Source organism: Bacillus sp. FJAT-27445 (genome assembly GCF_001510665.1).
Taxonomy (GTDB): domain Bacteria; phylum Bacillota; class Bacilli; order Bacillales; family Cytobacillaceae; genus Bacillus_D.
Genome location: NZ_LMTI01000005.1, coordinates 281,578 through 304,523 on the forward strand (window position 1 = coordinate 281,578; position 22,946 = coordinate 304,523).

At 45.1% G+C, this 22,946-nt stretch carries 25 protein-coding genes; 19 read left to right on the top strand and 6 right to left on the bottom strand.

Annotated features, from left to right (window positions below; all coding sequences use genetic code 11):
• Positions 1–248: 248 nt before the first annotated feature.
• From AR337_RS16035 to AR337_RS16050, 4 genes are read left to right on the top strand one after another with little or no spacing between them, the layout of a single operon-like run.
• On the top strand, positions 249–1,184 hold the full coding sequence (locus tag AR337_RS16035) for an ABC transporter permease (RefSeq protein ID WP_059173021.1): 936 nt from the start codon (positions 249–251) through the stop codon (positions 1,182–1,184).
• Positions 1,185–1,187: 3 nt separating this feature from the next.
• Positions 1,188–2,102 carry an ABC transporter permease gene (locus AR337_RS16040; protein WP_059173022.1) on the top strand — a complete coding sequence of 305 codons (915 nt, stop codon included), beginning with the start codon at positions 1,188–1,190 and terminating at the stop codon, positions 2,100–2,102.
• Between the two features lie 13 nt (positions 2,103–2,115).
• Positions 2,116–3,183: an ABC transporter ATP-binding protein gene (locus tag AR337_RS16045; protein ID WP_059173023.1), complete on the top strand. Its 1,068-nt coding sequence runs from the start codon at positions 2,116–2,118 to the stop codon at positions 3,181–3,183.
• Positions 3,184–4,116, top strand: a complete 933-nt coding sequence (locus AR337_RS16050; protein ID WP_059173024.1) for an ABC transporter ATP-binding protein — start codon at positions 3,184–3,186, stop codon at positions 4,114–4,116.
• Between the two features lie 149 nt (positions 4,117–4,265).
• Here AR337_RS16050 and AR337_RS16055 read toward each other — a convergent pair whose 3' ends face one another.
• Positions 4,266–4,448: a hypothetical protein gene (locus tag AR337_RS16055; RefSeq protein WP_059173025.1), complete on the bottom strand. Its 183-nt coding sequence runs from the start codon at positions 4,446–4,448 to the stop codon at positions 4,266–4,268.
• Between the two features lie 547 nt (positions 4,449–4,995).
• On the opposite strand from AR337_RS16055, the gene spxA reads away from it, so the two are divergent.
• From spxA to AR337_RS16085, 6 genes are all read left to right on the top strand, one after another.
• The gene (spxA, locus tag AR337_RS16060; RefSeq protein ID WP_059173026.1) at positions 4,996–5,391 is read left to right on the top strand and encodes a transcriptional regulator SpxA; all 396 of its coding nucleotides are present in this window, start codon (positions 4,996–4,998) and stop codon (positions 5,389–5,391) included.
• Between the two features lie 394 nt (positions 5,392–5,785).
• The gene (gene mecA, locus AR337_RS16065) at positions 5,786–6,445 is read left to right on the top strand and encodes an adaptor protein MecA (protein WP_059173027.1); all 660 of its coding nucleotides are present in this window, start codon (positions 5,786–5,788) and stop codon (positions 6,443–6,445) included.
• A gap of 218 nt (positions 6,446–6,663) precedes the next feature.
• Positions 6,664–8,160, top strand: coding sequence for a cardiolipin synthase (gene cls / locus AR337_RS16070; RefSeq protein ID WP_059173028.1), 1,497 nt, complete (start codon positions 6,664–6,666; stop codon positions 8,158–8,160).
• Between the two features lie 322 nt (positions 8,161–8,482).
• Positions 8,483–9,682, top strand: coding sequence for a competence protein CoiA (locus tag AR337_RS16075; RefSeq protein WP_059173029.1), 1,200 nt, complete (start codon positions 8,483–8,485; stop codon positions 9,680–9,682).
• A 153-nt stretch (positions 9,683–9,835) separates the two neighbouring features.
• Positions 9,836–11,653, top strand: coding sequence for an oligoendopeptidase F (gene pepF / locus AR337_RS16080; RefSeq protein ID WP_059173030.1), 1,818 nt, complete (start codon positions 9,836–9,838; stop codon positions 11,651–11,653).
• A gap of 972 nt (positions 11,654–12,625) precedes the next feature.
• Positions 12,626–12,922, top strand: a complete 297-nt coding sequence (locus tag AR337_RS16085) for a hypothetical protein (protein ID WP_059173031.1) — start codon at positions 12,626–12,628, stop codon at positions 12,920–12,922.
• Between the two features lie 57 nt (positions 12,923–12,979).
• Here the strand turns inward: AR337_RS16085 and AR337_RS16090 are convergent, their stop codons facing one another.
• From AR337_RS16090 to AR337_RS16100, 3 genes are all read right to left on the bottom strand, one after another.
• The gene (locus AR337_RS16090; RefSeq protein WP_059173032.1) at positions 12,980–13,846 is read right to left on the bottom strand and encodes a ClpXP adapter SpxH family protein; all 867 of its coding nucleotides are present in this window, start codon (positions 13,844–13,846) and stop codon (positions 12,980–12,982) included.
• Positions 13,843–14,250 carry a globin gene (locus tag AR337_RS16095; protein WP_059173033.1) on the bottom strand — a complete coding sequence of 136 codons (408 nt, stop codon included), beginning with the start codon at positions 14,248–14,250 and terminating at the stop codon, positions 13,843–13,845. The genes AR337_RS16090 and AR337_RS16095 overlap by 4 nt, the downstream gene beginning before the upstream one ends.
• 197 nt (positions 14,251–14,447) lie before the next feature.
• Positions 14,448–15,035 (bottom strand): CYTH domain-containing protein, encoded by a 588-nt coding sequence (locus tag AR337_RS16100; RefSeq protein WP_059173034.1) that lies wholly within the window; start codon positions 15,033–15,035, stop codon positions 14,448–14,450.
• 123 nt (positions 15,036–15,158) lie between these two features.
• On the opposite strand from AR337_RS16100, the gene AR337_RS16105 reads away from it, so the two are divergent.
• The 4 genes from AR337_RS16105 to AR337_RS16120 all read left to right on the top strand — a co-directional run bounded on the left by AR337_RS16105 (position 15,159) and on the right by AR337_RS16120 (position 18,136).
• Entirely contained in the window at positions 15,159–15,518 is a 360-nt protein-coding gene (locus AR337_RS16105) for a hypothetical protein (protein ID WP_059173035.1), read from the top strand.
• A gap of 170 nt (positions 15,519–15,688) precedes the next feature.
• Positions 15,689–16,333 (top strand): GTP pyrophosphokinase family protein, encoded by a 645-nt coding sequence (locus tag AR337_RS16110; RefSeq protein WP_059173036.1) that lies wholly within the window; start codon positions 15,689–15,691, stop codon positions 16,331–16,333.
• A 34-nt stretch (positions 16,334–16,367) separates the two neighbouring features.
• Positions 16,368–17,168 (top strand): NAD kinase, encoded by an 801-nt coding sequence (locus AR337_RS16115; protein WP_059173037.1) that lies wholly within the window; start codon positions 16,368–16,370, stop codon positions 17,166–17,168.
• A gap of 65 nt (positions 17,169–17,233) precedes the next feature.
• Positions 17,234–18,136: an RluA family pseudouridine synthase gene (locus AR337_RS16120; RefSeq protein WP_059173038.1), complete on the top strand. Its 903-nt coding sequence runs from the start codon at positions 17,234–17,236 to the stop codon at positions 18,134–18,136.
• Positions 18,137–18,183: 47 nt separating this feature from the next.
• On the opposite strand, the gene prpE is transcribed toward AR337_RS16120, so the two are convergent.
• The gene (gene prpE, locus AR337_RS16125; RefSeq protein WP_059173039.1) at positions 18,184–18,924 is read right to left on the bottom strand and encodes a bis(5'-nucleosyl)-tetraphosphatase PrpE; all 741 of its coding nucleotides are present in this window, start codon (positions 18,922–18,924) and stop codon (positions 18,184–18,186) included.
• A gap of 299 nt (positions 18,925–19,223) precedes the next feature.
• Between prpE and fabI the strand changes: the two genes are divergently transcribed.
• Positions 19,224–19,994: an enoyl-ACP reductase FabI gene (gene fabI, locus AR337_RS16130; RefSeq protein ID WP_059173040.1), complete on the top strand. Its 771-nt coding sequence runs from the start codon at positions 19,224–19,226 to the stop codon at positions 19,992–19,994.
• Positions 19,995–20,159: 165 nt separating this feature from the next.
• Entirely contained in the window at positions 20,160–20,891 is a 732-nt protein-coding gene (locus tag AR337_RS16135) for a hypothetical protein (protein ID WP_059173041.1), read from the top strand.
• Between the two features lie 191 nt (positions 20,892–21,082).
• Here the strand turns inward: AR337_RS16135 and AR337_RS16140 are convergent, their stop codons facing one another.
• Positions 21,083–21,604, bottom strand: coding sequence for a CotY/CotZ family spore coat protein (locus AR337_RS16140; RefSeq protein ID WP_059173042.1), 522 nt, complete (start codon positions 21,602–21,604; stop codon positions 21,083–21,085).
• Positions 21,605–21,749: 145 nt separating this feature from the next.
• Between AR337_RS16140 and AR337_RS16145 the strand changes: the two genes are divergently transcribed.
• The 3 genes from AR337_RS16145 (at position 21,750) to AR337_RS16150 (ending at position 22,945) form a co-directional block, all read left to right on the top strand.
• Entirely contained in the window at positions 21,750–22,094 is a 345-nt protein-coding gene (locus AR337_RS16145) for a DUF1360 domain-containing protein (protein ID WP_059173298.1), read from the top strand.
• A 66-nt stretch (positions 22,095–22,160) separates the two neighbouring features.
• Positions 22,161–22,298, top strand: a complete 138-nt coding sequence (locus AR337_RS23250) for a hypothetical protein (protein ID WP_156424425.1) — start codon at positions 22,161–22,163, stop codon at positions 22,296–22,298.
• Positions 22,299–22,474: 176 nt separating this feature from the next.
• Positions 22,475–22,945 (top strand): YhcN/YlaJ family sporulation lipoprotein, encoded by a 471-nt coding sequence (locus AR337_RS16150; protein WP_059173043.1) that lies wholly within the window; start codon positions 22,475–22,477, stop codon positions 22,943–22,945.
• The last annotated feature ends 1 nt before the right edge of the window (position 22,946 follow it).

Here is a 22,946-nt window from a genome sequence, read left to right on the forward strand (position 1 = left end):
TATGGGTGTATGGATCCCATATACCTTCCTTTCTGAATACGGCCATATTGGATAAATATTCTGAAGTATAGAAAAATTAGGCATTCCATGAGACTTGGCGTATGCATGCCAAGTTTTTCTAAGCTTTCAGACTCTTTTTTGAAAATATTTCCGGTTCAGGTATACTCTTTGGCTTTTCTGCAAAAGATCTTGGCTTTGGCCAAGTTTTTTATAGAGAAGCTAAAGGGCAAACATTGGAGGTGGGTACTTTGGTTAGATACATCTTTAGAAGATTGCTTTTTATGCTGGTTTCCCTATTCCTGATTATTACGGCCACTTTTTTCCTGATGAGGCTGGCTCCGGGTAACCCGTTCACATCCGAAAAACAATTGCCTGCGGAAATCGAAAAGGCGCTGAACGAGCATTATGGATTGGACCAGCCGTGGTATGTCCAATATGGGGAATATTTGGGCAGGATTGCACAGTGGGATTTTGGTCCATCGTTTAAATACAAAGCAAGAACTGTAAATGACCTTATTGAAACAGGGTTCCCAGTATCGCTCGCATTGGGGCTCGAAGCCATTTTCATTGCAGTCTCTCTTGGAGTGCTATTGGGCATTATCGCAGCATTAAGGCATAACAAATGGCAGGATTATGGTGCGATGATTTTTGCGATTTTAGGAATTTCTGTCCCATCCTTTATAATGGCATCAGTCCTTCAATACATTTTTGCAATCAAGCTTCAAATCCTTCCAGTTGCTCGTTGGGACTCTTTTGCACATACAATCCTGCCTGCACTTGCACTGGCATCAACACCAATGGCCTTTATCGCCCGTTTGACCCGTTCAAGCATGCTGGAGGTATTATCGAATGATTATATCCGAACAGCTAAGGCGAAGGGACTGAGCGAAAGGGCAATTACCGTGAAACATGCGATCAGGAACGCGCTATTGCCTGTCGTTACGTATTTGGGACCTCTTTCCGCAAGTGTCATTACGGGAAGCTTCGTCATTGAAAAGATTTTTGGAGTCCCAGGCCTTGGTTCACATTTTGTAACATCAATCACCAACCGCGATTACACAGTAATAATGGGTGTTACAGTATTTTTCAGTATCATCTTGCTAATGGCCATTCTCCTCGTCGACATCGCGTATGGCTTGATTGATCCGCGGATTAAACTGGCTGGCGGAAAGAAAGGAGAATAAACAATGCAGATATCAAAAGAAAAATTCCAAATTGTAGGTTCAAGGGCATCCGAAGCGGAAAGGATTTCGAAGCCAAGCCTTTCTTTCTGGAAAGACGTTACCATCCGTTTCCGAAAAAACAAGCTTGCCATGTTTGGTATTGTTCTCCTGATCATGTTGATTTTCATGGCAATCGCTGGACCGCATATGACTGACCATGACTATCGGACGAATAACCTGATGAATACGAATAAAGCGCCAAGCAGCGAGCATTGGTTCGGTACTGATGATCTTGGGCGCGATGTGTTCGCGCGTACATGGGAAGGCGCAAGGATTTCCTTGTTCATTGGGGTTGCCGCCGCACTTGTTGACTTCTTTATCGGGGTCTTTTATGGTGGGTTGGCAGGCTACAAGGGGGGACGCATCGATGACATGATGATGCGGATAGCGGATATCCTCTGGGGGATACCATACCTGTTACTTGTAATCCTTTTAATGGTTGTTCTTGGACAAAGTGTCGGAACGATGATCCTCGCTATGACGATAACAGGCTGGATCAATATGTCGCGGATTGTCCGTGGGCAGGTCCTTTCCCTAAAGAACCAGGAATTCGTACTGGCCTCAAGGACCCTCGGTGCGGATTTGCCGCGTATCATGGGCAAGCATCTCATTCCCAATACGATGGGGCCGATTCTTGTTACGATGACTTTATCAATTCCTTCTGCTATTTTTACAGAATCATTTTTAAGTTATCTCGGGCTTGGATTGACGCCTCCGTTTGCAAGTTGGGGAACAATGGCTTCAGATGGCTTGCCGGCTCTTAAATATTATCCTTGGCGCCTATTCTTCCCGGCTACGTTTATCTGTTTGACCATCTTTGCCTTCAACGTAATCGGTGACGGGTTGCGCGACGCATTGGATCCAAGACTAAGGAAATAAGGGGGAATGAGAAATGACTAAATTACTTGAAGTTAAGAATCTGGAAGTCTCATTCCAGACTTATGGTGGAGAAGTACGGGCTGTCAGGGGTGTCAGCTTCGACTTGAATAAAGGGGAAACTCTAGCAATTGTAGGCGAATCGGGATCTGGGAAAAGTGTAACCGCCCAGACCATAATGAAACTTATCCCAATGCCTCCTGGCAAAATTAAAGGCGGCCAGATTATCTTCAATGGCGAAGATATCGTTACGAAAAAAGAGCGGCAAATGGAGAAGATCCGCGGGAAAGAAATTAGTATGATTTTCCAGGATCCGATGACCTCCTTGAATCCGACCATGAAGATTGGGCGCCAAATCATGGAAGGCCTGATTAAGCACCAAAATATGAGTACTGCGGCCGCAAAGGAACGTGCGGTGGAAATGCTTCGTCTTGTCGGTATCCCAATGCCTGAACGGCGGGTCAACCAGTACCCGCATGAATTTTCAGGCGGTATGAGGCAGCGTGCGATGATTGCGATTGCCCTCGCAGCCAATCCGCAGCTCTTGATTGCAGATGAGCCGACTACAGCGCTTGATGTTACTATCCAGGCTCAAATCCTTGATTTAATGAATGACCTTCAAAGCAAGATGGATACATCGATTATCTTCATCACCCATGATTTAGGGGTTGTTGCGAATGTTGCAGACAGGGTTGTCGTTATGTATGCAGGCCAGATTGTTGAAATGGGCACCGTGGACGAAATTTTCTATGATCCGCGCCATCCATATACATGGGGGCTGCTCGCTTCGATGCCAAGCCTCGACAGCGATGACAAATCCGATCTTGCCGCCATTCCGGGAACTCCGCCTGACCTGACAGACCCGCCAAAAGGCGATGCGTTTGCGGCAAGGAACCCGTACGCAATGGCTATTGATTTTGAGCAAGAGCCGCCATTGTTCCAAATTTCGGAGACCCATTTCGCTAAAACATGGCTCCTTCATCCGGATGCACCAAAAGTCGAGCCGCCTGATGCAGTGAAGAAACGGATGAGGAAGCTGGCCTCTGCGTTCGATGAGCCAAGGCTTGTCAAGGAGGGGAAATAGATGGCTGAAAAATTGGTTGAAATAAAAAACCTGAAACAGTACTTCAATGTGGGACGGCCAAATATGGTCAAAGCTGTTGACGGTGTATCATTCGATATTTACAAAGGTGAGACACTTGGTCTGGTAGGGGAGTCCGGATGCGGGAAGTCGACAACCGGCAGGACAATTATCCGCCTCTATGACGCTACTGATGGCCAGGTACTCTTTAATGGAGAAGATGTCCACGGACATAAGTCCACTAAGAAATTAAAAGAATTTAATCGGAAAATGCAGATGATTTTCCAGGATCCATATGCTTCCCTGAACCCTAGGATGACGGTGGCTGATATCATTGCCGAAGGTATCGACATCCATGGCCTTGCCAAGAATAGGAAGGCGAGAATGGAAAGGGTATATGAACTGCTTGAGACAGTCGGCTTGAACAAGGAACACGCTAACAGGTACCCGCACGAATTTTCCGGTGGACAAAGACAGCGTATCGGCATTGCCCGGGCACTTGCGGTTGAGCCGGATTTCATCATTGCGGACGAGCCTATTTCCGCGCTTGATGTATCCATCCAGGCACAGGTAGTCAACTTGTTGAAGAAATTGCAGAGAGAAAAGGGCCTGACGTACTTGTTCATCGCTCACGATCTCTCCATGGTCAAGTACATCAGTGATAGGATTGGCGTCATGTACTACGGAAAGCTGGTTGAATTGGCTCCAGCGGAAGAATTGTATAAAAATCCGTTACATCCTTATACGCAATCCCTGCTATCAGCGATTCCGCTTCCGGACCCAGATAGTGAACGGACAAGGAAAAGAGTGCCTTATAATCCAAGCACCCATAATTATAGCGAGAATGAAGAAGTTGAATTGAGGGAAATAGTTACTGGCCACTTCGTGTATTGCTCCAAGAAAGAATTTGAGCAGTACAAGGCCCAGTACAAATAAGAACTTGAGCCGGCAACAATGCCGGCTCATCTTTTTTTTCGCATATACTTTGGTGGAATGGGTAAACGAAATCCAACAAGGATGCTGAGCTGTATGGAAATAAATATGGCTGCAGAACCATTCCAGGTTCGCAGCCATAACAATCCAAATTATTTTTTCCCACCGACTGCGTTCCAGCCGGTTATAAACTTTGAAGCCTGATCAGTGAATTCGGTTCGGTTTTTTCTTCCAAAAATATTTTCCCCAATACCGTTGGTAATGACTCCCATCAAAGCGGTGATCCCAACAATCAAAACAGTGACGATAGCAAAATCCGTAATATAACCTGCCATGTATGCTTCCCCTGCCCTTCTCTTCAGAAACACTCTTTATTGTTCTATACTCTATTCTAAAAGAAAAAGGACAATATGAAAAGGAAAAGAATCGACAATTTTGTAAAGATTAGAAAACGGTTACTTTTTTTTCATTTATAGAAATTTAAATGAGAATCCACAAAAATTTAAAAGATTGTGGTTTAAACTCCTAAAAGAGGGGTATAAAATTATATATTTTATTTTTCAAATTAACGTACATAAATGGCCGCCGCCTGACGAAATTTATAGTAATTTTAGGAGGATGAGTGCATAAAATAAATTATTTTTATTAAATTCATGAAACTTTTCCCTTCCTTATACGTCTTATTATACGTAACGTAATATGGGCGCCTGTACCATGGAAAAACATTATTTTTAAAAAGTGATACCGCTTTTAGGTCAACTGCTGTATAATTAATAATAGACATTCCTTAATTATAGTTATTTTAATTTGTTACCTTATAATAGTAATTTCCTAGTTACATCCATTATAGATGGCCTTATTTTAGAAGGAGTGTGAAAACTTATGGTAACGCTATACACTTCACCAAGTTGTACATCATGCAGGAAAGCTAAATCATGGTTGGAAGAGCATGAAATTCCATACACAGAACGGAATATCTTTTCAGAGCCGCTATCCATCGATGAAATTAAGGAAATCTTGCGAATGACAGAGGATGGGACGGATGAAATCATATCCACCCGTTCAAAAACGTTCCAGAAACTTGATGTAAATCTGGAGGCAATGCCGCTGCAAAACCTGTTTGAATTAATTAAAGATAACCCAGGCTTGCTGCGCCGGCCAATCATCCTCGATGAAAAGAGGCTGCAGGTCGGCTACAACGAAGATGAAATCCGCCGCTTCCTGCCTAGGAAAGTCAGGACGTTCCAACTTCGCGAGGCTCAACGCCTTGTCAACTAATTGAACATCAAGAACCTCCAGGCACTGGGGGTTCTTTTCATTCTATAAGCTAGTAGAACACATTGGCGGTAAGTTGAAGTTCCTAATAATTTTTGATTGTTAATTGGCCAAGCATTTGTTAAACTATAAGGAAACCTTCATTCAGGAACTCTTTATCCGGTTCCAGCTTTTAGCTGAAATAGGCTGAAGTAGAAGGGCAAATTGTTACTAAGGCATTTGCTCATTTTTCGGAAAAAGGCATATTTTGTTTCCCTAATTTCATGGTTTATCATAAAATAAAGGTACAAGGCGCCTGCCGGAATAAACAAACTGAATCAGGGTAATAGATATATAATATCATCTGTATGGGGGTAATCAGTCCCTTCACTCTTGCTGCCGGAAGGGAGAGTTTAAAATGGAGATAGAACGGATTAATGAAAATACTGTAAAGTTTTACATCTCGTATATTGATATAGAAGAAAGAGGCTTTGACAGGGAAGAAATCTGGTATAACCGTGAACGGAGCGAAGAGCTCTTCTGGGAAATGATGGACGAAATCCACAATGAGGAGGAGTTCACGGTTGAAGGGCCGCTCTGGATTCAGGTGCAGGCTTTGGACAAAGGGCTAGAAGTTCTCGTCACAAAAGCGCAGCTGTCCAAGGATGGCCAGAAATTTGAACTGTCTGTCCCGAATGACAAACTGAAGGACCTGCCAATAGATGAGCATATTGAGGATATGCTTGATCAGCACTTCTCACCGGGAGTGGAGGAAGGCGCGGATGAAGACGAAATTCTTGATTTCCTTTTGTCGTTCCGGGATTTCGAAGACTTGATCCAGCTTTCAAAACGTGGAGGGCTTGATGAAGTTGCCACAAAGCTTTTCCATTATGAAAATAAATATTATCTATATACCGAATTTCCTGAGGAACAATTCAATGAGGACAAAATCGATGATCTGCTTAGCATCCTCCTTGAATACGGAAACGAAAGCCAGCTTACTATCCATCGTCTGGAGGAATACGGAAAGGAAATCATATCCCAGGACGTCTTTTCCGAATTACGAAAATACTTTTAAACATAAGCCGATTTCAAAATCATCAAATGATTCTGAAGTCGGCTTTTTTTTTATGAGTTTTACTTTACCGGAATACAAGGGAAACGCGATTATCTGGGAAACATCTAGTTTTTATGGCATGATGGGAGAGGAGGGATTGTTAAATCAACCTTTTGTAAGCAGAAGGTGATTGCTGATTAATCTTTCTATGTAGTGGACGTTAACGGCAGGTGAATGTAATGAAAAACACGGTTAGGGTATTAATCTTTGTAATCATTTTGGCAGGTGCTATTTTTCTGTTCCGGGAAAACCTCGAGTTAGGCTTGTTTAGGATATTCAGCTTACTGATCACCTTTTCTGTTTTCTTTATTGGCTTGGTCATCTTCTTGGAGAACCGGCATCCAACCCAGACGATTACCTGGCTTGTTGTCCTTGGAAGTTTTCCGCTGCTCGGCTTTATTTTTTATATATTATTCGGCAGAAATTATAAGAAAGAACGGATTTTTCGGAAAAAATACTTTCTTGATAAGCAAACTTTTCTACATATTGAGGGTGACAACAGCAGCCTGCCTCGAAAGTATGAAGGTCAGCAAAAGCTTGTCACACTTGCTCAGCGGCTGGGGAACAGTCCAATTTCTTTTTCAACGGAAACAAAAACGTTAACGAATGGTTCAGAAACATTTGAGCACATTCTCCTTGAATTGAAAAAGGCTAAGCACCATATTCATTTGGAATATTATATTGTCCGGGATGATAAGATTGGCAGGGAAATAAAAACAATCCTAGCCAATAAGGCCCGGGAAGGGGTTCAAGTCAGGTTCCTGTACGATGCAGTCGGTTCATGGCAGCTTTCCAAGAAGTATATTTCCGATCTTAAGAAGGCAGGGGTGGAGGCCGTGCCATTTGGGCCGGTCAAACTGCCTTTCCTGAACAATAAATTCAATTTCCGAAACCATAGGAAAATCATTGTCATCGATGGGACTACAGGGTTTGTCGGGGGCTTGAATATTGGGGATGAGTACCTTGGCAGGGTGAAGAGGATCGGCTTTTGGAGGGATACCCACCTGATGCTGAAAGGAGAGGCGGTCCGCTCTCTTCAGCTTATTTTCCTGCAGGATTGGTATTACATGACGAATACCAGCCTTCTGACCGACGAATACCTGAAGCAGCCAAACCAGGGAAGATACCATGGCGGAGTACAGCTTATTGCCGGAGGGCCGGACAATGAATGGACAGCCATTAAAAATATCTTTTTCTCAATGATAACGTCAGCTGAAAAATCGGTCTGGATTGCATCGCCTTATTTTATTCCGGATGAAGACATTTTTTCGGCAATTAAGGTAGCGGCGCTGAGCGGGATTGATGTCCGGCTCCTTGTTCCGGATAAGCCGGATAAACGGATTGTCTTCCATGCATCACGTTCTTACTTCCCCGACCTCCTTGAGGCAGGGGTGAAAATATATGAGTACCAGCAAGGCTTCATGCATAGCAAAATCGTTATCGTTGACGGCGAGCTTGCCTCAATCGGCACTTCGAATATGGACATGAGAAGCTTCCATCTAAATTTTGAGGTAAATGCCTTCCTCTATCGTACGGAAAGTACACGCAAACTTGTAAAAGAATATATGAATGATTTAAAGCATGCGAATAAGCTTGAACTCGAGAGCTTTCAGAAACGCCACATTGGATACAGGCTTCTTGAATCGACCTCACGCCTTATGTCACCACTTCTTTAATCAAACGCCGGCTTGGATGCAGGCCGGTTGTTTTTTATGGGTGAAAATTTAGCGGTGGTATAAATCCAGCTTCTTATCACCTGTGGATCAGGTGGAAATTATTAAATAAAATGGAGTATTTATCCCGACAATCAGAGAAGGTATACTATAAAAGAGAGGACCTGTTTGAAATTGGCTGAGATAAAGGTACGTGAAAGGCACAATACGGGACAGGCAAATGGCTGCCTTCCGTGTGATGGTTTACCAAAGAAGATTCCCTCCCGCAGCGGAAAACTACAGCCAACTTTAACAAATCCTTTAAAAAGTAAGGAGGAGATTGCATGTGTTAACGGCAAAGACAAAAGATGGGGGCGGAATTTGCCTTGCAGACGGATATAGCCGCAAAACCCTTGAAAACTGGCGGGGCCATGAAGAATTTTATTGTCCGGTTTGCGGAGGGAAGCTGCTGCTGAAGCTTGGCGAGCAGAGGATTTACCACTTTTCCCATCTCCGTTCAGCATGTGAGGAAAGCAACTTTGAACGTGAATCAGAATATCATCTATCCGGAAAGCTTGCCCTCTTTCATTGGCTTAAGCGCCAAGGCATCCCGGCAATCCTCGAATACTATGACCCTGTCATCAGCCAGCGCCCCGATATTGCCTTCCCTTTTCAAGGACAGCGCATTGCCCTTGAATATCAATGCAGCCCGATTCCTGACCGTCTTTTTATTAAAAGAACAACTGCCTACCTTTCAGCAGGGTACATCCCATTTTGGATCCTTGGAGGAAGCCACCTTTCCCTCAGTAAGAACAATTCAGCCAAGCTATCCGGCTTCCACTACTTATTTCTCCGCTCTTCACAAGGAATTCCAGGCTATATCCCTTACTTTTGCCCGGAAAGTGGGAGGGTTACCCTCTTGCAATCCATTATCCCCTATTCAAATTCAAAAGCATTTGCGCGGATGGAACAAGCAGATCTCGAAACGGTATCGTTTACAAACCTGTTTTCTCCCCAGCCGCCTCCAACACCCGTTCTCCCTAATTGGCAGGATAAACTCGTCCAAAGCAAACTCGCGATCGGCGCCAATCCCAAAACAAAGTACCTGCGTTTTTTAAAAGAATTATACAAGGCGGGGTTAAACATTTTCCTGCTTCCTCCTGTAATTGGCCTTCCCGGCTTGACATCCCAGGTTATCTCGACCTTTCCCGTAATATGGCAAGCCTATCTTATACTGGATGCCATTTTGGGGAAAAAGCCGGGTAGCGTAATCACTGCAAATGAAGCAGCAGCGAGCCTTGCTTTACGGGTCCAAGAGGGTGATGTAAAGGTCAGGCAGCTTCCTTTGGCGGCTGGCCTATCCCTGCATAGCGCCGTGTCTGAATACCTCCTATTGCTTGAGAGATGCGGCATTCTCACTTCCATAAACTTTGGAACATTTATGGTTAAAAAGGAACTTTATTTTCCTAAAACCGTGGCAGAACAGACCACTGGGGCGGAAGCGTTTTTTAAAACTTTTCCTAAATCGGACAAATCGCTAGTTTAGCGGAATTACTTTCGGGAAAAGAGTGATTTTGGAACGTTAAAGGGAAGGATAAGTGAAAAGGTTTTTACAAAAAATGAAGGAATTTTCAATCAGAAAGAAGAATACTAATAATGGTATTGCTTCGTAAAACGAAATGTCGAATGGAGGATAAATATGACGAATGAAACCGCAGTGAAAAAATTACCTGCAAGAAGCGAGGTGCCGGTTGATGAAACATGGCGCCTGGAAGATATTTTTGCGTCGGATGATGACTGGGAGAAGGAATTTCAGGAAGTGAAAGAGCTTATTCCAGGAGTAAGCGCCTACCGTGGAAAACTCGGCGAAGGTTCCGATAGCCTTTACAAAGCTTTGCAGGAACAGGACCAGCTCCTTGAGCGGATTGGCAGATTGTATACATATTCCCATATGAGGTACGACCAGGATACCGGCAACTCCTTTTATCAAGGGCTGGATGGCAGAATGAAGGCGCTTTATTCCCAGGCGGCGAGCCAGCTTGCTTTTATCGTCCCGGAAATTCTTTTAATTGATGAACAAAAAGTCAAAGGATTTTTAGAGGAAAAGCCTGAGCTCAAGCTGTACGAGCATGCCCTCGAAGAAATCAATCTTCAGCGGCCGCATATTTTATCCGCTGAACAGGAGGCTCTCCTGGCCGAAGCCGGCGAAGTGATGGCTGCGTCATCAAACACGTTTGGTATGTTGAATAACGCGGACCTGGAGTTCCCAACGATTAAGGATGAAAACGGGGAAGAGGTCGAAGTGACCCATGGCCGCTATTCTCGATTCCTTGAGAGCACGGATGCAAGGGTGCGCCATGATGCGTTCAAGTCAGTTTATGATACGTATGGAAAGTTCAGGAACACGTTTGCGAGCACACTTAGCGGCCAGGTGAAAAAGGACAACTTTAATGCCCGGGTCCGCAATTATGATTCAGCCCGCCAAGCTGCGCTGGCCGCAAACAATATCCCGGAAAGCGTCTATGATAATCTTGTTAATTCGATCAATGACAATTTACATTTGCTGCACCGTTATGTAAAACTGCGCAAAAAAGTACTTGGCGTTAACGAGCTTCATATGTATGATTTGTATACTCCGCTTGTGAAGGATGTCAAGATGGAGGTTTCGTACGATGAAGCCCGCGACCATGTGTTGAAGGGTCTAGCGCCTCTAGGTGAGGAGTATCAGAACATCCTGAAGGAGGGCTTTGATAACCGCTGGGTCGATGTCCATGAAAACAAAGGGAAGCGGAGCGGAGCGTATTCTTCAGGTGCTTACGGCACAAATCCGTATATCTTGATGAACTGGCAAAACAATGTGAACAACCTGTTCACGCTGGCTCATGAATTCGGCCATTCTGTCCATAGCTATTATACAAGGAAAACCCAGCCATATCCGTACGGCAATTACAGCATTTTCGTTGCCGAAGTCGCGTCGACCTGCAATGAAGCACTTCTGAACGATTACCTTTTAAAAACAATTGATGACGAGCAGAAGCGTCTATACTTGCTCAATCACTTCCTTGAAGGCTTCAGGGGAACTGTATTCCGCCAGACGATGTTCGCGGAGTTCGAGCATCAGATCCACAAGAAGTCCCAGGGCAACGAAACACTTACGGCAGATTCATTGACCAAGGATTATTACGAGCTGAACAAAAAATATTTCGGCGGCCAGGATATTACCATTGATGAAGAAATCGGCCTCGAGTGGTCTAGGATCCCGCATTTCTATTACAACTACTATGTTTACCAATACGCGACCGGCTACAGCGCGGCAACCGCATTAAGCAGGCAAATCCTTGAAGAAGGGCAGCCGGCAGTCAACCGCTACCTCGACTTCCTGAAAGCCGGCAGCTCCGACTACCCAATCGAGGTACTCAAAAAAGCCGGCGTCGACATGACCAGTCCGGAACCAGTCGATAATGCCTGCAAAGCATTCGAAAAAGCACTAAACGAAATCGAACAAATCCTAAGCTAATGATTAAGGGGCCAAGCGTCTCCTCCTATAGGAGGGTGCCTGGCCCCCTTTTTAATCGTTAACGTAAATCCTTGACCTGTAAGGTGTTGTTATCAGGGAGTTGATTCACAACGTGCGTTCTCCTGGACGTGTTGATGATTGCATCAATCTGTTGGGTTCTATTGACTGATTCATCATGAGAACCTTCTCCAATCGGTCATTACAACCCCGAAACCTGTCAAAAGCACCCCAATACATAGGCGTTAGGGACTTTTGTTCTAAGGAATTAGAATCCCCTGAACCGGTTTCGCTGGTTAAGCGAGGAAAACAGCAGGAATATAGAGATGAACAAAAGAGGTGCGCTGAATAGGAGAGGGAAAATTTTCATCAGACCCAATAAATTCAGAAAGAATGAGAAGATGAGTAACAGAGCCAGGATAGGAAGTTGCGTGCTTTTCATTTTCAGGCCTCCAAGTCCAAGTAGTCTTTAAACTATTTTATTTTGGGACATGGTTTTTAATGTGTGTTGATCGTATTTTTCAAATTAACCTTTCTAAATATGTAATTAGTCGGGTTAGAATAATATATGACAATATTGTGAAATAAAGCACATACTAGTTGAAATACATGTGGAAGCCGTGTTATATTCTATATGTGAAGTTGATCACAACAAACATATACCCCTTTGTTTGAAACCGTGAAAAATTTCTCCCATCCCCTTTGTTCGTAATTATAGGAAAATGCCCCGCTGATGCGGGGCATTTTTCATTGCTGTGAAGAATTCCTTTTCTCTGTACATAAAATCAAGATCGCAATCAAAGCCAAAATCATAAAGTAGAACCAATAAAACAAAATGATATCCTTAAATAATTTTGACAGGGAAAAGCGTAGCACATTTGTCGAATTTTTTTACTTGAGCAAAGAGTAAAATATACATAGAATTAAGATGTATATAGAATAACGATGAAGACAGTCAAAGGGAGAGGAAACCATTTGAAAAGCAAAGTGAGAAAAAATGTCAAACCTATTGTTGGAACCGTTATTATATTGTTTCTTCTTTCATTATTCAGCCCCTATAACCTCCTTTATAAGCTTACAGAAGATAACATTGCGAATGACCAGGGGATTGCCGCTTTGCTAAACACCCAGGAAATCGAGGACATAAACTACGTAGGAAGCCACACCTACATTATAACGACCTTTGATAATCAATATGTGGCGGTTAAGAAATATTATTCGGTCATGAATTATAGGTGGTCTATTTACGAAAAAACGGATGAATGGGGATAATGGATCCTCCGAAAAATCAAAAAAGCCGCTCCGGCATGCGCAAGAGTGGCTTTCAGTTTAATTGATATATCTCCAAAAAGTCCCGTATTTGGCCGGTATCTGCTCGACTTTCTGCTTTAGGAGCAGCTTTTTCATCTCCCGGTTCACCTGGGGGATGGAGAGATCGTAAACAACGGCGATTTCCTTGGAAGCGACGAGCTGGAAAAACTTCAGGAAAGCCTCAAGCGAAGGAGGCGAGGATTGCTTCGGTTCCATCGGCAGCATTTCCTGAAGGACCTGCACATACACTTCATAAGGATAATAGCCAGCAATTTTAATCCCTTCTTCCTCCGCATTCTCATTGAAAAAAACGAGTGTCGGAATTTCATCCACTTCCATCTCAGTCGTAATTTTCAAATCCTGCTGGAATGCTTTCGCGGCAGTTTCAGAATGGATATCCGTAATAAATTCCTCTACATCGAGGCCGACCGACCTGGCACAATCCTTAAGGACATCAAAATTTGAGATGTTCTGCTTCTCCAAAAAGAGCATCTCCTGAAGGCGGCGAAGAAAACGAGTTCCCCGTTTCCTGCCCTGCAATTCCGCAGCTTTTACCGCAATTGATGCGATATAGGGCGAAATAACCGGGTTATCCTCCCAAAGGGTCGCGTCACAGGACATACCTGAGCGGCTGGCGGTCTTTTCCCACATCTCTGCTATGCTTTCAAATCGTTTCTTTCTTCCCATATTCAACATTGTCAGCTTGCCGCTCAAGACCGGCTTCATAGAAAAATAACGTCCGTACTCTATCATCAGTTTTTTCATGATCGGCTCTAGTGCCCAACATTCAGGGCAAAGCGGGTCAATGAAAATATAGATCTCAATTGGCTTTTTCTCAGGGCCGTGGCAATGGTGAGCGAACAGCCTCTTTTCCTGCTCCATCATTCCTCTTCACCCAATGTTTCGCCTTCATCGGGGGTATTAATCATATGCTGCGCAGTCAGGTGGAGCCTTGCAAAAAACTCATCGCGGAGCGGTCCTTCCAGGCCAACGATATCCATCGCCTGGTGCATGCAGGAAAGCCATGCCTTTGCCCGGGACGGAGTAATCGGAAAAGGCATATGCCTTGCGCGCATCATCGGATGGCCATGCTCCTCCGTATAAAGAGAAGGGCCGCCAAGATATTGAGTAAGAAATTGCTTTTGCTTTCTGGCAATTTCGGAAAAATCATTTGGAAATAAGGGAGAAAGTTCAGGATGCTGTCCAACCAATCCATAAAAAGCATCAACGAGCTGATGCAATGTTTCTTTCCCGAGGGCCTCATAAGGCGTAGGCAATTTCCCGGTCATGTTGACAACCCCTTTGAGTGTGTTTGTTTTATTTTAGCAATGCACTATTTATATCTCAAATAAATCGCCTTGTAAAAGGAAATGACTTCAGGATGCGTTCCCACCATACATAGCTAGCCCACCCTCATGGGTTATTCTGTGCAAAAAAGCACTCGCCATACTTATGCAAAAAGCCATTGTCTTTTTACTCAACATGCTCAGCCCCACCCTTTTTGAAGCCGCCGGTTGTAAAAACGCTGAATCTTGCTCGGAGTTTCCCTCAACGGGATCCCCAGCCTGTAAAGCAATGAACGAAATACTTCCTTTCCCTCATGAAAGTCCCTTGCTTCAAACTCTAATTCGTAATCCTCGGTATCCAGGTAGCTGCTGTGATCAAGCACAAGCAGCCCTTTTTGAAAATCGGCCTCCGCCCTCGAGGTGGAAAGGGTCCCAAAATAAACTAGCTCATCAAAAGGGATTCCCATTTTCTCAACCTCGCCTGCAACCCCACCCAAAGGCAAAGTCCCATTGCCAATCGCGGTTCCTGTTTCTTTTTCCGAAACAAATTGATCCGTTTCGAGCAAGCCAATTACTTGGGGCTGTTTCAATGTAAGGATGAACTTTCCCCCTTTTTCCCGGATACGAAGGGCGGCGCCTTTCTCTTTTAGGGAAAATGTGGGGGTATCAAAGTAATGGTTCACCTGGTACCGGAAGTGTTCCGGCCCAAGGTTGAATTCAGTTGCGATTTGCTCAAACTCTTCCTTTAGCAGCAGATTTTTAAATTCAATTTCAAGATTTTGTTCCAAAGGTGCACCAACTTCCAGTTTACTGTTGAATCCATTATCTATTGTTTCGTTTCGCGTTGCAATTTTTGGGGGAAATGCCTCGAATATGCTAAAATAGGGAAGTGAATGCTGGAGGGTGATATTATGAAAAAGAGAATAATTGTAACAGGGTCTGAAATACAAGGGAGCCAGCTAATTTTAACAACAGGCCACCCTGTCGCCGGATTAACGCCCAAGGGCCAGATGCTTGTCGACTCTGATAATCTTTCATTCGTGTACTTGATGGAAGAGGAAGAGGAATATACATATGTACTTATGCCCGAACTTGTCTGGGCAGATTTGAAAAAAGGGCTTGATCAAAGTGTGGCAGTGTTTTTAGAGTCGGAAGGAAGCAAAGTTGAACTTGCTGGCTTCCGGGAAGAACTTGGGTACCTTGCCGAGAACATTAAAGGCAATGGCAACTATGGTGATGCCATGGTTTCAAAGGTCGAAAGCATTTTTTAAAAAGCTGCATGAATGCATGAGCAAGTGTTTTGCTAAAGCGCCAAGCCCTGGCCGTGATTACGGCCTGAATCACGGGCCTGCATCAGGTACCCATTTCAGGAATACGGACAGCTCCTTGGGGCCGGCAATGCGCAGACGCTTTTCCAATTGGCCGGGGGTGTACAAATACGATGAAGAATTGGGATCAATTTCTCGCGCCATATAAGCAGGCGGTCGAAGAATTGAAAGTGAAATTAAAAGGGATGAGGGGCCAGTTTGAACTGGATTCAAGCCCATCCCCGATTGAATTTGTAACAGGAAGGGTAAAGCCGATTCCAAGTATTTTGGACAAAGCCCAGCAAAAAGGAATTCCGCTTGACAGGCTTGAAGAAGAAATGCAGGATATCGCCGGGCTAAGGCTGATGTGCCAGTTTGTTGATGATATCAGAAAGGTTGTCAAACTGCTGCGGAACCGGAATGATTTTGAAATAGTGGAAGAGCGAGATTACATTTCGCATAAGAAAACAAGCGGGTACCGTTCGTATCACGTCGTCATCCGTTACCCTGTCCAGACCATCCACGGGGAAAAGAAAATCCTTGCAGAAATCCAAATCCGGACATTGGCAATGAACTTCTGGGCAACGATTGAACACTCGCTTAATTACAAATATGAGGGCCAGTTCCCAGAAACCATTAATACCCGTCTGCAGCGCGCCGCAGAAGCCGCATTCCGCCTCGATGAGGAGATGTCAACAATCAGGGGGGAAATCCAGGAAGCGCAGGCCTTTTTTACAAGAAAGAAGGAAACGAAACAGGACCGCGGCTCTTCACATTGAATGGCAGGAAGAATGCGGAGAAGGAGCGTGACCGATGAAATTTTCGATAACGACAAAGGGTGACCAGAAGTCGAATACGTTAATGCATAAGATGAGAACCTATCTGCTCGATTTCGATCTTGTTTATGATGAAGACCAGCCTGACATTGTCATTTCGATTGGCGGAGACGGAACGCTTCTTTATGCGTTTCACCGATACAGCAGCAGGCTGGACAAGACAGCGTTTGTCGGAGTCCATACCGGGCATCTCGGCTTTTATGCGGACTGGGTGCCGGAGGAAATCGAGAAGCTGGTCATTGCGATTGCAAAAACGCCATACCAGGTGATTGAATATCCGCTGCTTGAAGTCATTATCAGATATCAGCATGGGGGAAAGGAATCCCGCTACCTGGCGATGAATGAATCGACTGTTAAGGGGCTGGAGGGAACACTTGTGATGGATGTCGATATCCGCGGCCAGCACTTTGAACGGTTTCGCGGCGACGGGCTGTGCGTGTCAACGCCATCTGGCAGCACGGCGTACAATAAGGCACTTGGAGGCGCGATTATCCATCCGTCCATAGAAGCGATCCAGCTTGCGGAAATGGCATCAATCAACAACCGGGTTTTTAGGACAGTCGGCTCGCCGCTAATCCTGCCAGCCCATCACACCTGCATGCTTAGGCCGGTAAACCGTACCGACTTCCAGGTGACAATCGACCATTTGACAATGCTGCATAAGGAAGTGAAGTCCATCCAGTTCCGGGTGCCGGAAGAGAAAGTTAGATTCGCAAGGTTCAGGCCATTCCCGTTCTGGAAGCGGGTGCACGATTCCTTTATCTCCGATTCTGATTGAAAACTGGCGATTAAATAGGACAGCTTTACTTTACGGCAGGATTAAATGAAACAGAGGTATAGCACATGGCATCTAGCCGCTTTACATTGCAGTGGAAAATCGGCCATGCCGATTCAGGTAAAATGATGAGGGAGTTTCTGAAGGAAAAGGAAATCAGTTCCACAGCGCTTACTGATATAAAATTCAAGGGCGGCAGCATCCTGGCAAATGGCCGGGAGGTGACCGTCCGTTATTTACTTTCAGAAGGGGACGTGGCCACGGTTTCCTTCCCTGTTGAAGAGCCCTCGCCTGGAGTCAGGGGGGAAAACATCCCGCTTGAAATCGTCTACGAAGATGAATATATACTCGTAATCAACAAGCCGCCTGCGATGAACACAATCCCATCGCGCGAACATCCATTTGGCAGCCTAGCCAATGGCCTAGTCGGCTATTATGAAACAATTGGTTTAGCGGCGACCTCGCATATTGTGACAAGGCTTGACCGGGACACGTCGGGGCTAGTGCTGGTAGCCAAGCACCGGCACGTCCATCATCTGTTAAGCAAGCAACAGAAAGCTGGCGGGGTCAGGCGGGAGTATGAAGCGTTTGCCGAGGGGGAATTTTTAGAGCGGTCTGGGAAAATCGAACAGCCAATCGGGAGAAAGGCGGACAGCATCATTGAGCGGGAGGTCCGCTCCGACGGCCAGTATGCCTGCACGCATTACTTAGTTACCGGAATTCACGAAGGCCGGTTCACGCGGGTAAGGCTCAGGCTGGAAACGGGAAGGACCCACCAAATCCGGGTCCATCTCGCTTTCATCGGCCATCCCCTTCTTGGCGATGATTTGTATGGGGGCAGTATAACCCAGATTACTCGCCAGGCGCTCCATTGCCGTGAAATCAGCTTTTATCACCCAATGCGGGACAGTCAGTTGACGTTCAAAGCTCCGTTGCCCTCAGATATGGCTGCTTTACTGGCGGAGCAGTGAACATAGGTACTGTCCATACGAATTGGACAGCCTGCCTACGTTTTGTTTTACGGGAACTGGCGGAACTTTTCCTCCACAAGCGGCATTGAAGAGGGGACGGATACTAGCTCCATTTCCGGATAGCGGAGTGCTGTCAGTTTTCCGCCAAAGACTGCTCCTGTATCGATGTTGTAGGTCCCATTGACAATTCTCGGTTCCCTGACAGGCGTGTGGCCATAAACAACAATTGGCTTGCCTGGGTAATTTAACGCCCAATCCCTCCTAACTGGGGTTCCATCATGATTCGTTTCTCCCGTTATGTCCCCATAAAGGACAAAGGTTCTTACTTTGGCAGTATGTTTGCCAATATAGTCTTTGCGGATTCCGGCATGGGCAATGACCAGTGACCCATTATCAAGTACCTGGTAAAGAGGGGCTTGCTCATAGAGCTGGATGAACCGTCCTTTTACCTGGTTCTGTTCCTCTCGATTCAAGGCCTCGAATTCCGAAACGGTAGTTTCAAGGCCATGCGAAATTTGCACTTTATTGCTGAGGAAATATCTGTAAAGCTTGTTACAGTGGTTTCCTGGCGAATAATAGGCAATTTTTCTTTTTACGGCGAGCTCCCAAACGAGATGGACTGTTTTCAACGAGGCAGGGCCCCGATCAGTCAAATCGCCGAGAAAAGCGAGGTTGCGGCCAGCAGGATGGAGAGGGATGCCCTGCCCCCACTGGTAGCCTAGCTCGAGCGTCAATTTTTCAAACTCACTAAAGCATCCGTGTATATCGCCGATTATATCGATTTTCATCCTAATCCTCCGGAAAAACATTCTTTGCCCCTAACCTAGATAAAAAGTACGTAAATAAGCGGTGGCCGGCAGCAAAACATTTTGCGCCTGCTATCATTCTACCCTCACTTTAGTTTCTCTATTTTTTCCTTATTTCGGTTCAACACTTCCTTATATGGGCACACTTTGAACATAGAACATTTCCACTATCAAGATGGTAAATATGACATATGTCATGTAGAATGCTTTTCATTTTAACTAAATTAGTGTACAATTAGTACCAACTACTAATAACTTGTATTAACAGGGGGATTATTATAATGGGTTTATCATTAAAAGGAAAAACATATGTGGTAATGGGAGTTGCAAATAAGCGAAGCATTGCATGGGGAATTGCCAGGTCGCTGCACACAGCAGGAGCTCGCCTCATTTTTACATACGCTGGTGAGCGTTTTGGAGATTCAGTCCGTGAACTGGCCGAATCACTGGAAGCAGAAGATACGCTCGTTCTGCCATGCGATATTACATCAGATGAAGAAATCAGGGAGTGCTTCTCCAAAATCAAAGAAGAAGTTGGCTCTATCAATGGCATTGCGCATTGCATTGCTTTTGCCAATAAAGAAGAGCTAACGGGTGAATACTTGAATACGACTCGTGACGGCTTCCTGCTTGCGCATAATATTTCAGCCTATTCATTGACGGCGGTTGTGAAGGAAGCGCGCGGCATGATGCCTGAAGGCGGGAGCATTGTGACAATGACATACCTTGGCGGCGAACGCGCTATCACAAACTATAATGTAATGGGAGTCGCAAAAGCTTCTCTTGATGCCAGCGTCCGCTATCTTGCTGCAGACCTGGGCAAGGATAATATTCGTGTCAATTCCATTTCCGCTGGGCCAATTCGGACATTGTCAGCAAAAGGGGTCAGCGATTTCAACCTCATCCTGAAGGAAATTGAAGAAAAAGCTCCGCTCCGCCGCGCGACAACAACTGAGGAAGTAGGCGACACAGCTGTATTCCTATTCAGTGACATGTCCCGCGGGATTACCGGCGAAAACATTCATGTTGACTCCGGCTACCACATTCTTTAAGTAAAACATATTGTTATCTTCCCGCCTTCATACTGGAGGCGGGATTTTTTTGCATTTGGCAAAGCCAGGATGGGCTCCTTTGTTAAGCCCCGTGCTTAACCACTTATCCACCCAATGCATACTTATAATAAGTGGAGTTCCTAATAAGTGAAATGAGGGATGAGGATGGATAAACAAAAAAGTGCCCCAAAGCCAATGCTTTATATCGTTCAGCCGGATTTGCCCGGGGGGCGGCAGCAAATGCAAGATTATTTCATTTGGAGGAAGAGGAAGGAAGAGCAGGTTCACCCCGTAAAGGAGATTGGAGAATCGTTCATTGAAGAGGCAGAAGGGACAGTGCCTGCTAGCCAGGCGGAGAACATGCCAATGGCTGAAACGGAATTAGCTCCTGAAGCCAAGCAACAGACATGGGTTTTTCCTCCGAAAGTGGAATTTGGACTGGAAGATGATAACGTGGCAGCCGATCAGGTCCAAATGGAACACACGAAAGAGGAAGCCACAGTGTCGGGTGATGCGGAAATTTCTAATCCAGAAAAGATTAAGGATTCGACAAAGCAGACGGCACTTGTTCAATACTTTCTCCAGCTTATGAAAGAAAAGGAAGTCCAGCCTGTTGAAACGCACGTATCCACTCCCGCAAAGCTAACCGATTCAAAGCCGGCCATTAATGAACTAAAGGAAATAGATGAGAACAAAAAGAAAATTTGGCGCCTGGCCACGACTCTGGCCCGATATCCCATTTTCCTCGAACGCCCATATGTTCAAGCCGTTGTGAATGGAGAACCAATTATTTTTCAGATTGAAAGCAAACGTGGAAACAAGCTCCGAATCAAGACCGGCAATCAAATGAAAATTATCAAAATTGACGATATAACTGAACTACAATTAAAAAAATAAACCGAAAGAGGAAGCTGTCTGGAAAAGGCCGCTTCTTTTTTTTAAGTAATCTTCTCAGGGAAAGAACGAATTTTTTAGGAAAAAACGATTCCGTGGTGGCATATGTATGGAAAGATATAGCACTCTTTTTTTCAAAAAATACTCCATAAAAAAAAGACTGTTTCATTCCAAGTGAAACAGTCTGCCAATGATTAAAGCAGGTTTTGCGGGAATATGCAGGAAACGCCGCAGAAGCAGTTGAGGTCAACGGTTATGCAGACGCCGGAGCGTACGAGGGCTCTTGCATTATTAAGATTTTCTACACAGCCAAAGCCGCTATTCTGATTTTCTGCTTCACATAAGGTAAAGTCGGCATTTGCCCCTTCGCCTCTTTGGATGCCCAAAATTTCAAGGGTTGCGCAGCAAGTTTCTGGATCTACATCGATGACCCGGAAAACGCAGCCGCAAACGACTTCAAAAGGTGTTTGCGGAGATTGGGTATCTCTCCTAACTCCGGTGGCCTGGAACGGTGCACAAGTGCTTTTGCAGATTAGGATGACCGGAATGGAATCAGCACCTGAGGTGTTGACGCCGCCCACTAGTTCTTTAATTGCCCTGCTGCAGCCAAACGTGCATTCGTCCATTACTGGGCTAATTTTATCTTGGGCTTCCACGATTGCGAGCAATGTATCACATACACAATTGCTCGTGAAGAAATCTGAACCACAACTCATGGATTCTCCTCCTTTTAGATGAAAAGTATTTGCATTATCAGACTATGTTGGGATTGGAAAGGTGGGATGGGCAAACCGCCTATTTTTAGTTATTTTCATCAGGAATACGAGCCTGCTTTTAAAAGGGATAAAGGGAGAGATGCAAATGGAAAACTTCTCACTTGAATTGCTGGCGTTGATCGGCCTTGCTTCATTTAGGCTGACAAGGGTGATTGTGTACGATAAAATTGCCGAATTTATCAGGGCTCCCTTCTTGGATGAGGTTACGGAAGATGGAGATGTGTATATCGTCCCGAAACCTGGCGAAATCCGGAAATGGATTGGCGAATTGATCAGTTGTTACTGGTGCACTGGCATGTGGGTAAGCGCCGGCCTCCTTGGTGTCTACTTCTTTATACCGAAATTCGGGGTCCCTTTTATCCTTATTCTTGCTGTTGCGGCAGTGGGAAGCATAATCGAAACGATAATCGGGCGGCTTCTAGGCGACTGAAGTGAACATGCTCCTCCCTGGCACATAGAATATAGTGCAGGGAAATATTTCAAAGGAGCTGAAGGAATGGATAGGAGCAGGAAACGGCCCGTCCCAAAAGCCAGACCAGAAACGATGGCAGCAAGCCAGCTCGAACCAAAGCAGGCCACTGGCAAAAAGAAAAAGGGATGCGGCTGCGGCGGGCACAAAAAGCGAAATAGATAACTAAAAGGCTGCCTTACGGGGACAGCTTTTTTATTTTTGTAAAATAGGCCAGTATAATTTTTTTTCGATGCTCAACCATTCATCAAACCGTAAAGCGTTTTTTTAAACAGTAAGGATAAATTCACGCCTCCTGCAAAAAATAAAAACAAATGGAAATAGGCAGGGAGGGTTGGACTATGAAGAAAACAACGTTAATCATTGCAGTAACGGTGGCCGTGTTGGCGGGGACTGCTTGCCAGGGCAGGGATGATACGAATAAAACAAGGCTTGCCCTCATGAAAACGACCAATCCTGTGCCTATACATACCCAGAGCAGCAAATCCCAGGTATCTGAACAGGACGTCAAAAAAGAAGTCGCTTCGATGCCTGAGCTGTATGACGTTGCTGTTGTAAAGGGAAAGAAGGATATCCTGGTCGCCTACAAGGTGAAGCATCTTCAGCGCTTCAGGATGAAGGCCATAGAAAAGGAGTTGACCAAAAAGCTTGAAAAGGAATACCCGGATGCGAATTTCACCGTTTCGAGCGACTATAAAATTTTTCTTGAAGCAACAAGGCTGCAGGAAGGCATGAAAAACCGCAAATTATCCGGTAAAGAGGCTGAGGGCCGCCTCCAGCAAATCATTAAATTGCAGCAAGAGAAAACGTGAG

Bases quoted from the DNA above. Each gene is read 5' to 3' on its own strand.
- AR337_RS16040 (WP_059173022.1), top strand. From the start codon at position 1,188: ATGCAGATATCAAAAGAAAAATTCCAAATTGTAGGTTCAAGGGCATCC.
- AR337_RS16045 (WP_059173023.1), top strand. From the start codon at position 2,116: ATGACTAAATTACTTGAAGTTAAGAATCTGGAAGTCTCATTCCAGACT.
- AR337_RS16050 (WP_059173024.1), top strand. From the start codon at position 3,184: ATGGCTGAAAAATTGGTTGAAATAAAAAACCTGAAACAGTACTTCAAT.
- AR337_RS16055 (WP_059173025.1), bottom strand. From the start codon at position 4,448: ATGGCAGGTTATATTACGGATTTTGCTATCGTCACTGTTTTGATTGTT.
- spxA (WP_059173026.1), top strand. From the start codon at position 4,996: ATGGTAACGCTATACACTTCACCAAGTTGTACATCATGCAGGAAAGCT.
- mecA (WP_059173027.1), top strand. From the start codon at position 5,786: ATGGAGATAGAACGGATTAATGAAAATACTGTAAAGTTTTACATCTCG.
- cls (WP_059173028.1), top strand. From the start codon at position 6,664: ATGAAAAACACGGTTAGGGTATTAATCTTTGTAATCATTTTGGCAGGT.
- pepF (WP_059173030.1), top strand. From the start codon at position 9,836: ATGACGAATGAAACCGCAGTGAAAAAATTACCTGCAAGAAGCGAGGTG.
- AR337_RS16090 (WP_059173032.1), bottom strand. From the start codon at position 13,846: ATGATGGAGCAGGAAAAGAGGCTGTTCGCTCACCATTGCCACGGCCCT.
- AR337_RS16095 (WP_059173033.1), bottom strand. From the start codon at position 14,250: ATGACCGGGAAATTGCCTACGCCTTATGAGGCCCTCGGGAAAGAAACA.
- AR337_RS16105 (WP_059173035.1), top strand. From the start codon at position 15,159: ATGAAAAAGAGAATAATTGTAACAGGGTCTGAAATACAAGGGAGCCAG.
- AR337_RS16110 (WP_059173036.1), top strand. From the start codon at position 15,689: ATGAAGAATTGGGATCAATTTCTCGCGCCATATAAGCAGGCGGTCGAA.
- AR337_RS16115 (WP_059173037.1), top strand. From the start codon at position 16,368: ATGAAATTTTCGATAACGACAAAGGGTGACCAGAAGTCGAATACGTTA.
- AR337_RS16120 (WP_059173038.1), top strand. From the start codon at position 17,234: ATGGCATCTAGCCGCTTTACATTGCAGTGGAAAATCGGCCATGCCGAT.
- prpE (WP_059173039.1), bottom strand. From the start codon at position 18,924: ATGAAAATCGATATAATCGGCGATATACACGGATGCTTTAGTGAGTTT.
- fabI (WP_059173040.1), top strand. From the start codon at position 19,224: ATGGGTTTATCATTAAAAGGAAAAACATATGTGGTAATGGGAGTTGCA.
- AR337_RS16135 (WP_059173041.1), top strand. From the start codon at position 20,160: ATGGATAAACAAAAAAGTGCCCCAAAGCCAATGCTTTATATCGTTCAG.
- AR337_RS16140 (WP_059173042.1), bottom strand. From the start codon at position 21,604: ATGAGTTGTGGTTCAGATTTCTTCACGAGCAATTGTGTATGTGATACA.
- AR337_RS16145 (WP_059173298.1), top strand. From the start codon at position 21,750: ATGGAAAACTTCTCACTTGAATTGCTGGCGTTGATCGGCCTTGCTTCA.
- AR337_RS23250 (WP_156424425.1), top strand. From the start codon at position 22,161: ATGGATAGGAGCAGGAAACGGCCCGTCCCAAAAGCCAGACCAGAAACG.
- AR337_RS16150 (WP_059173043.1), top strand. From the start codon at position 22,475: ATGAAGAAAACAACGTTAATCATTGCAGTAACGGTGGCCGTGTTGGCG.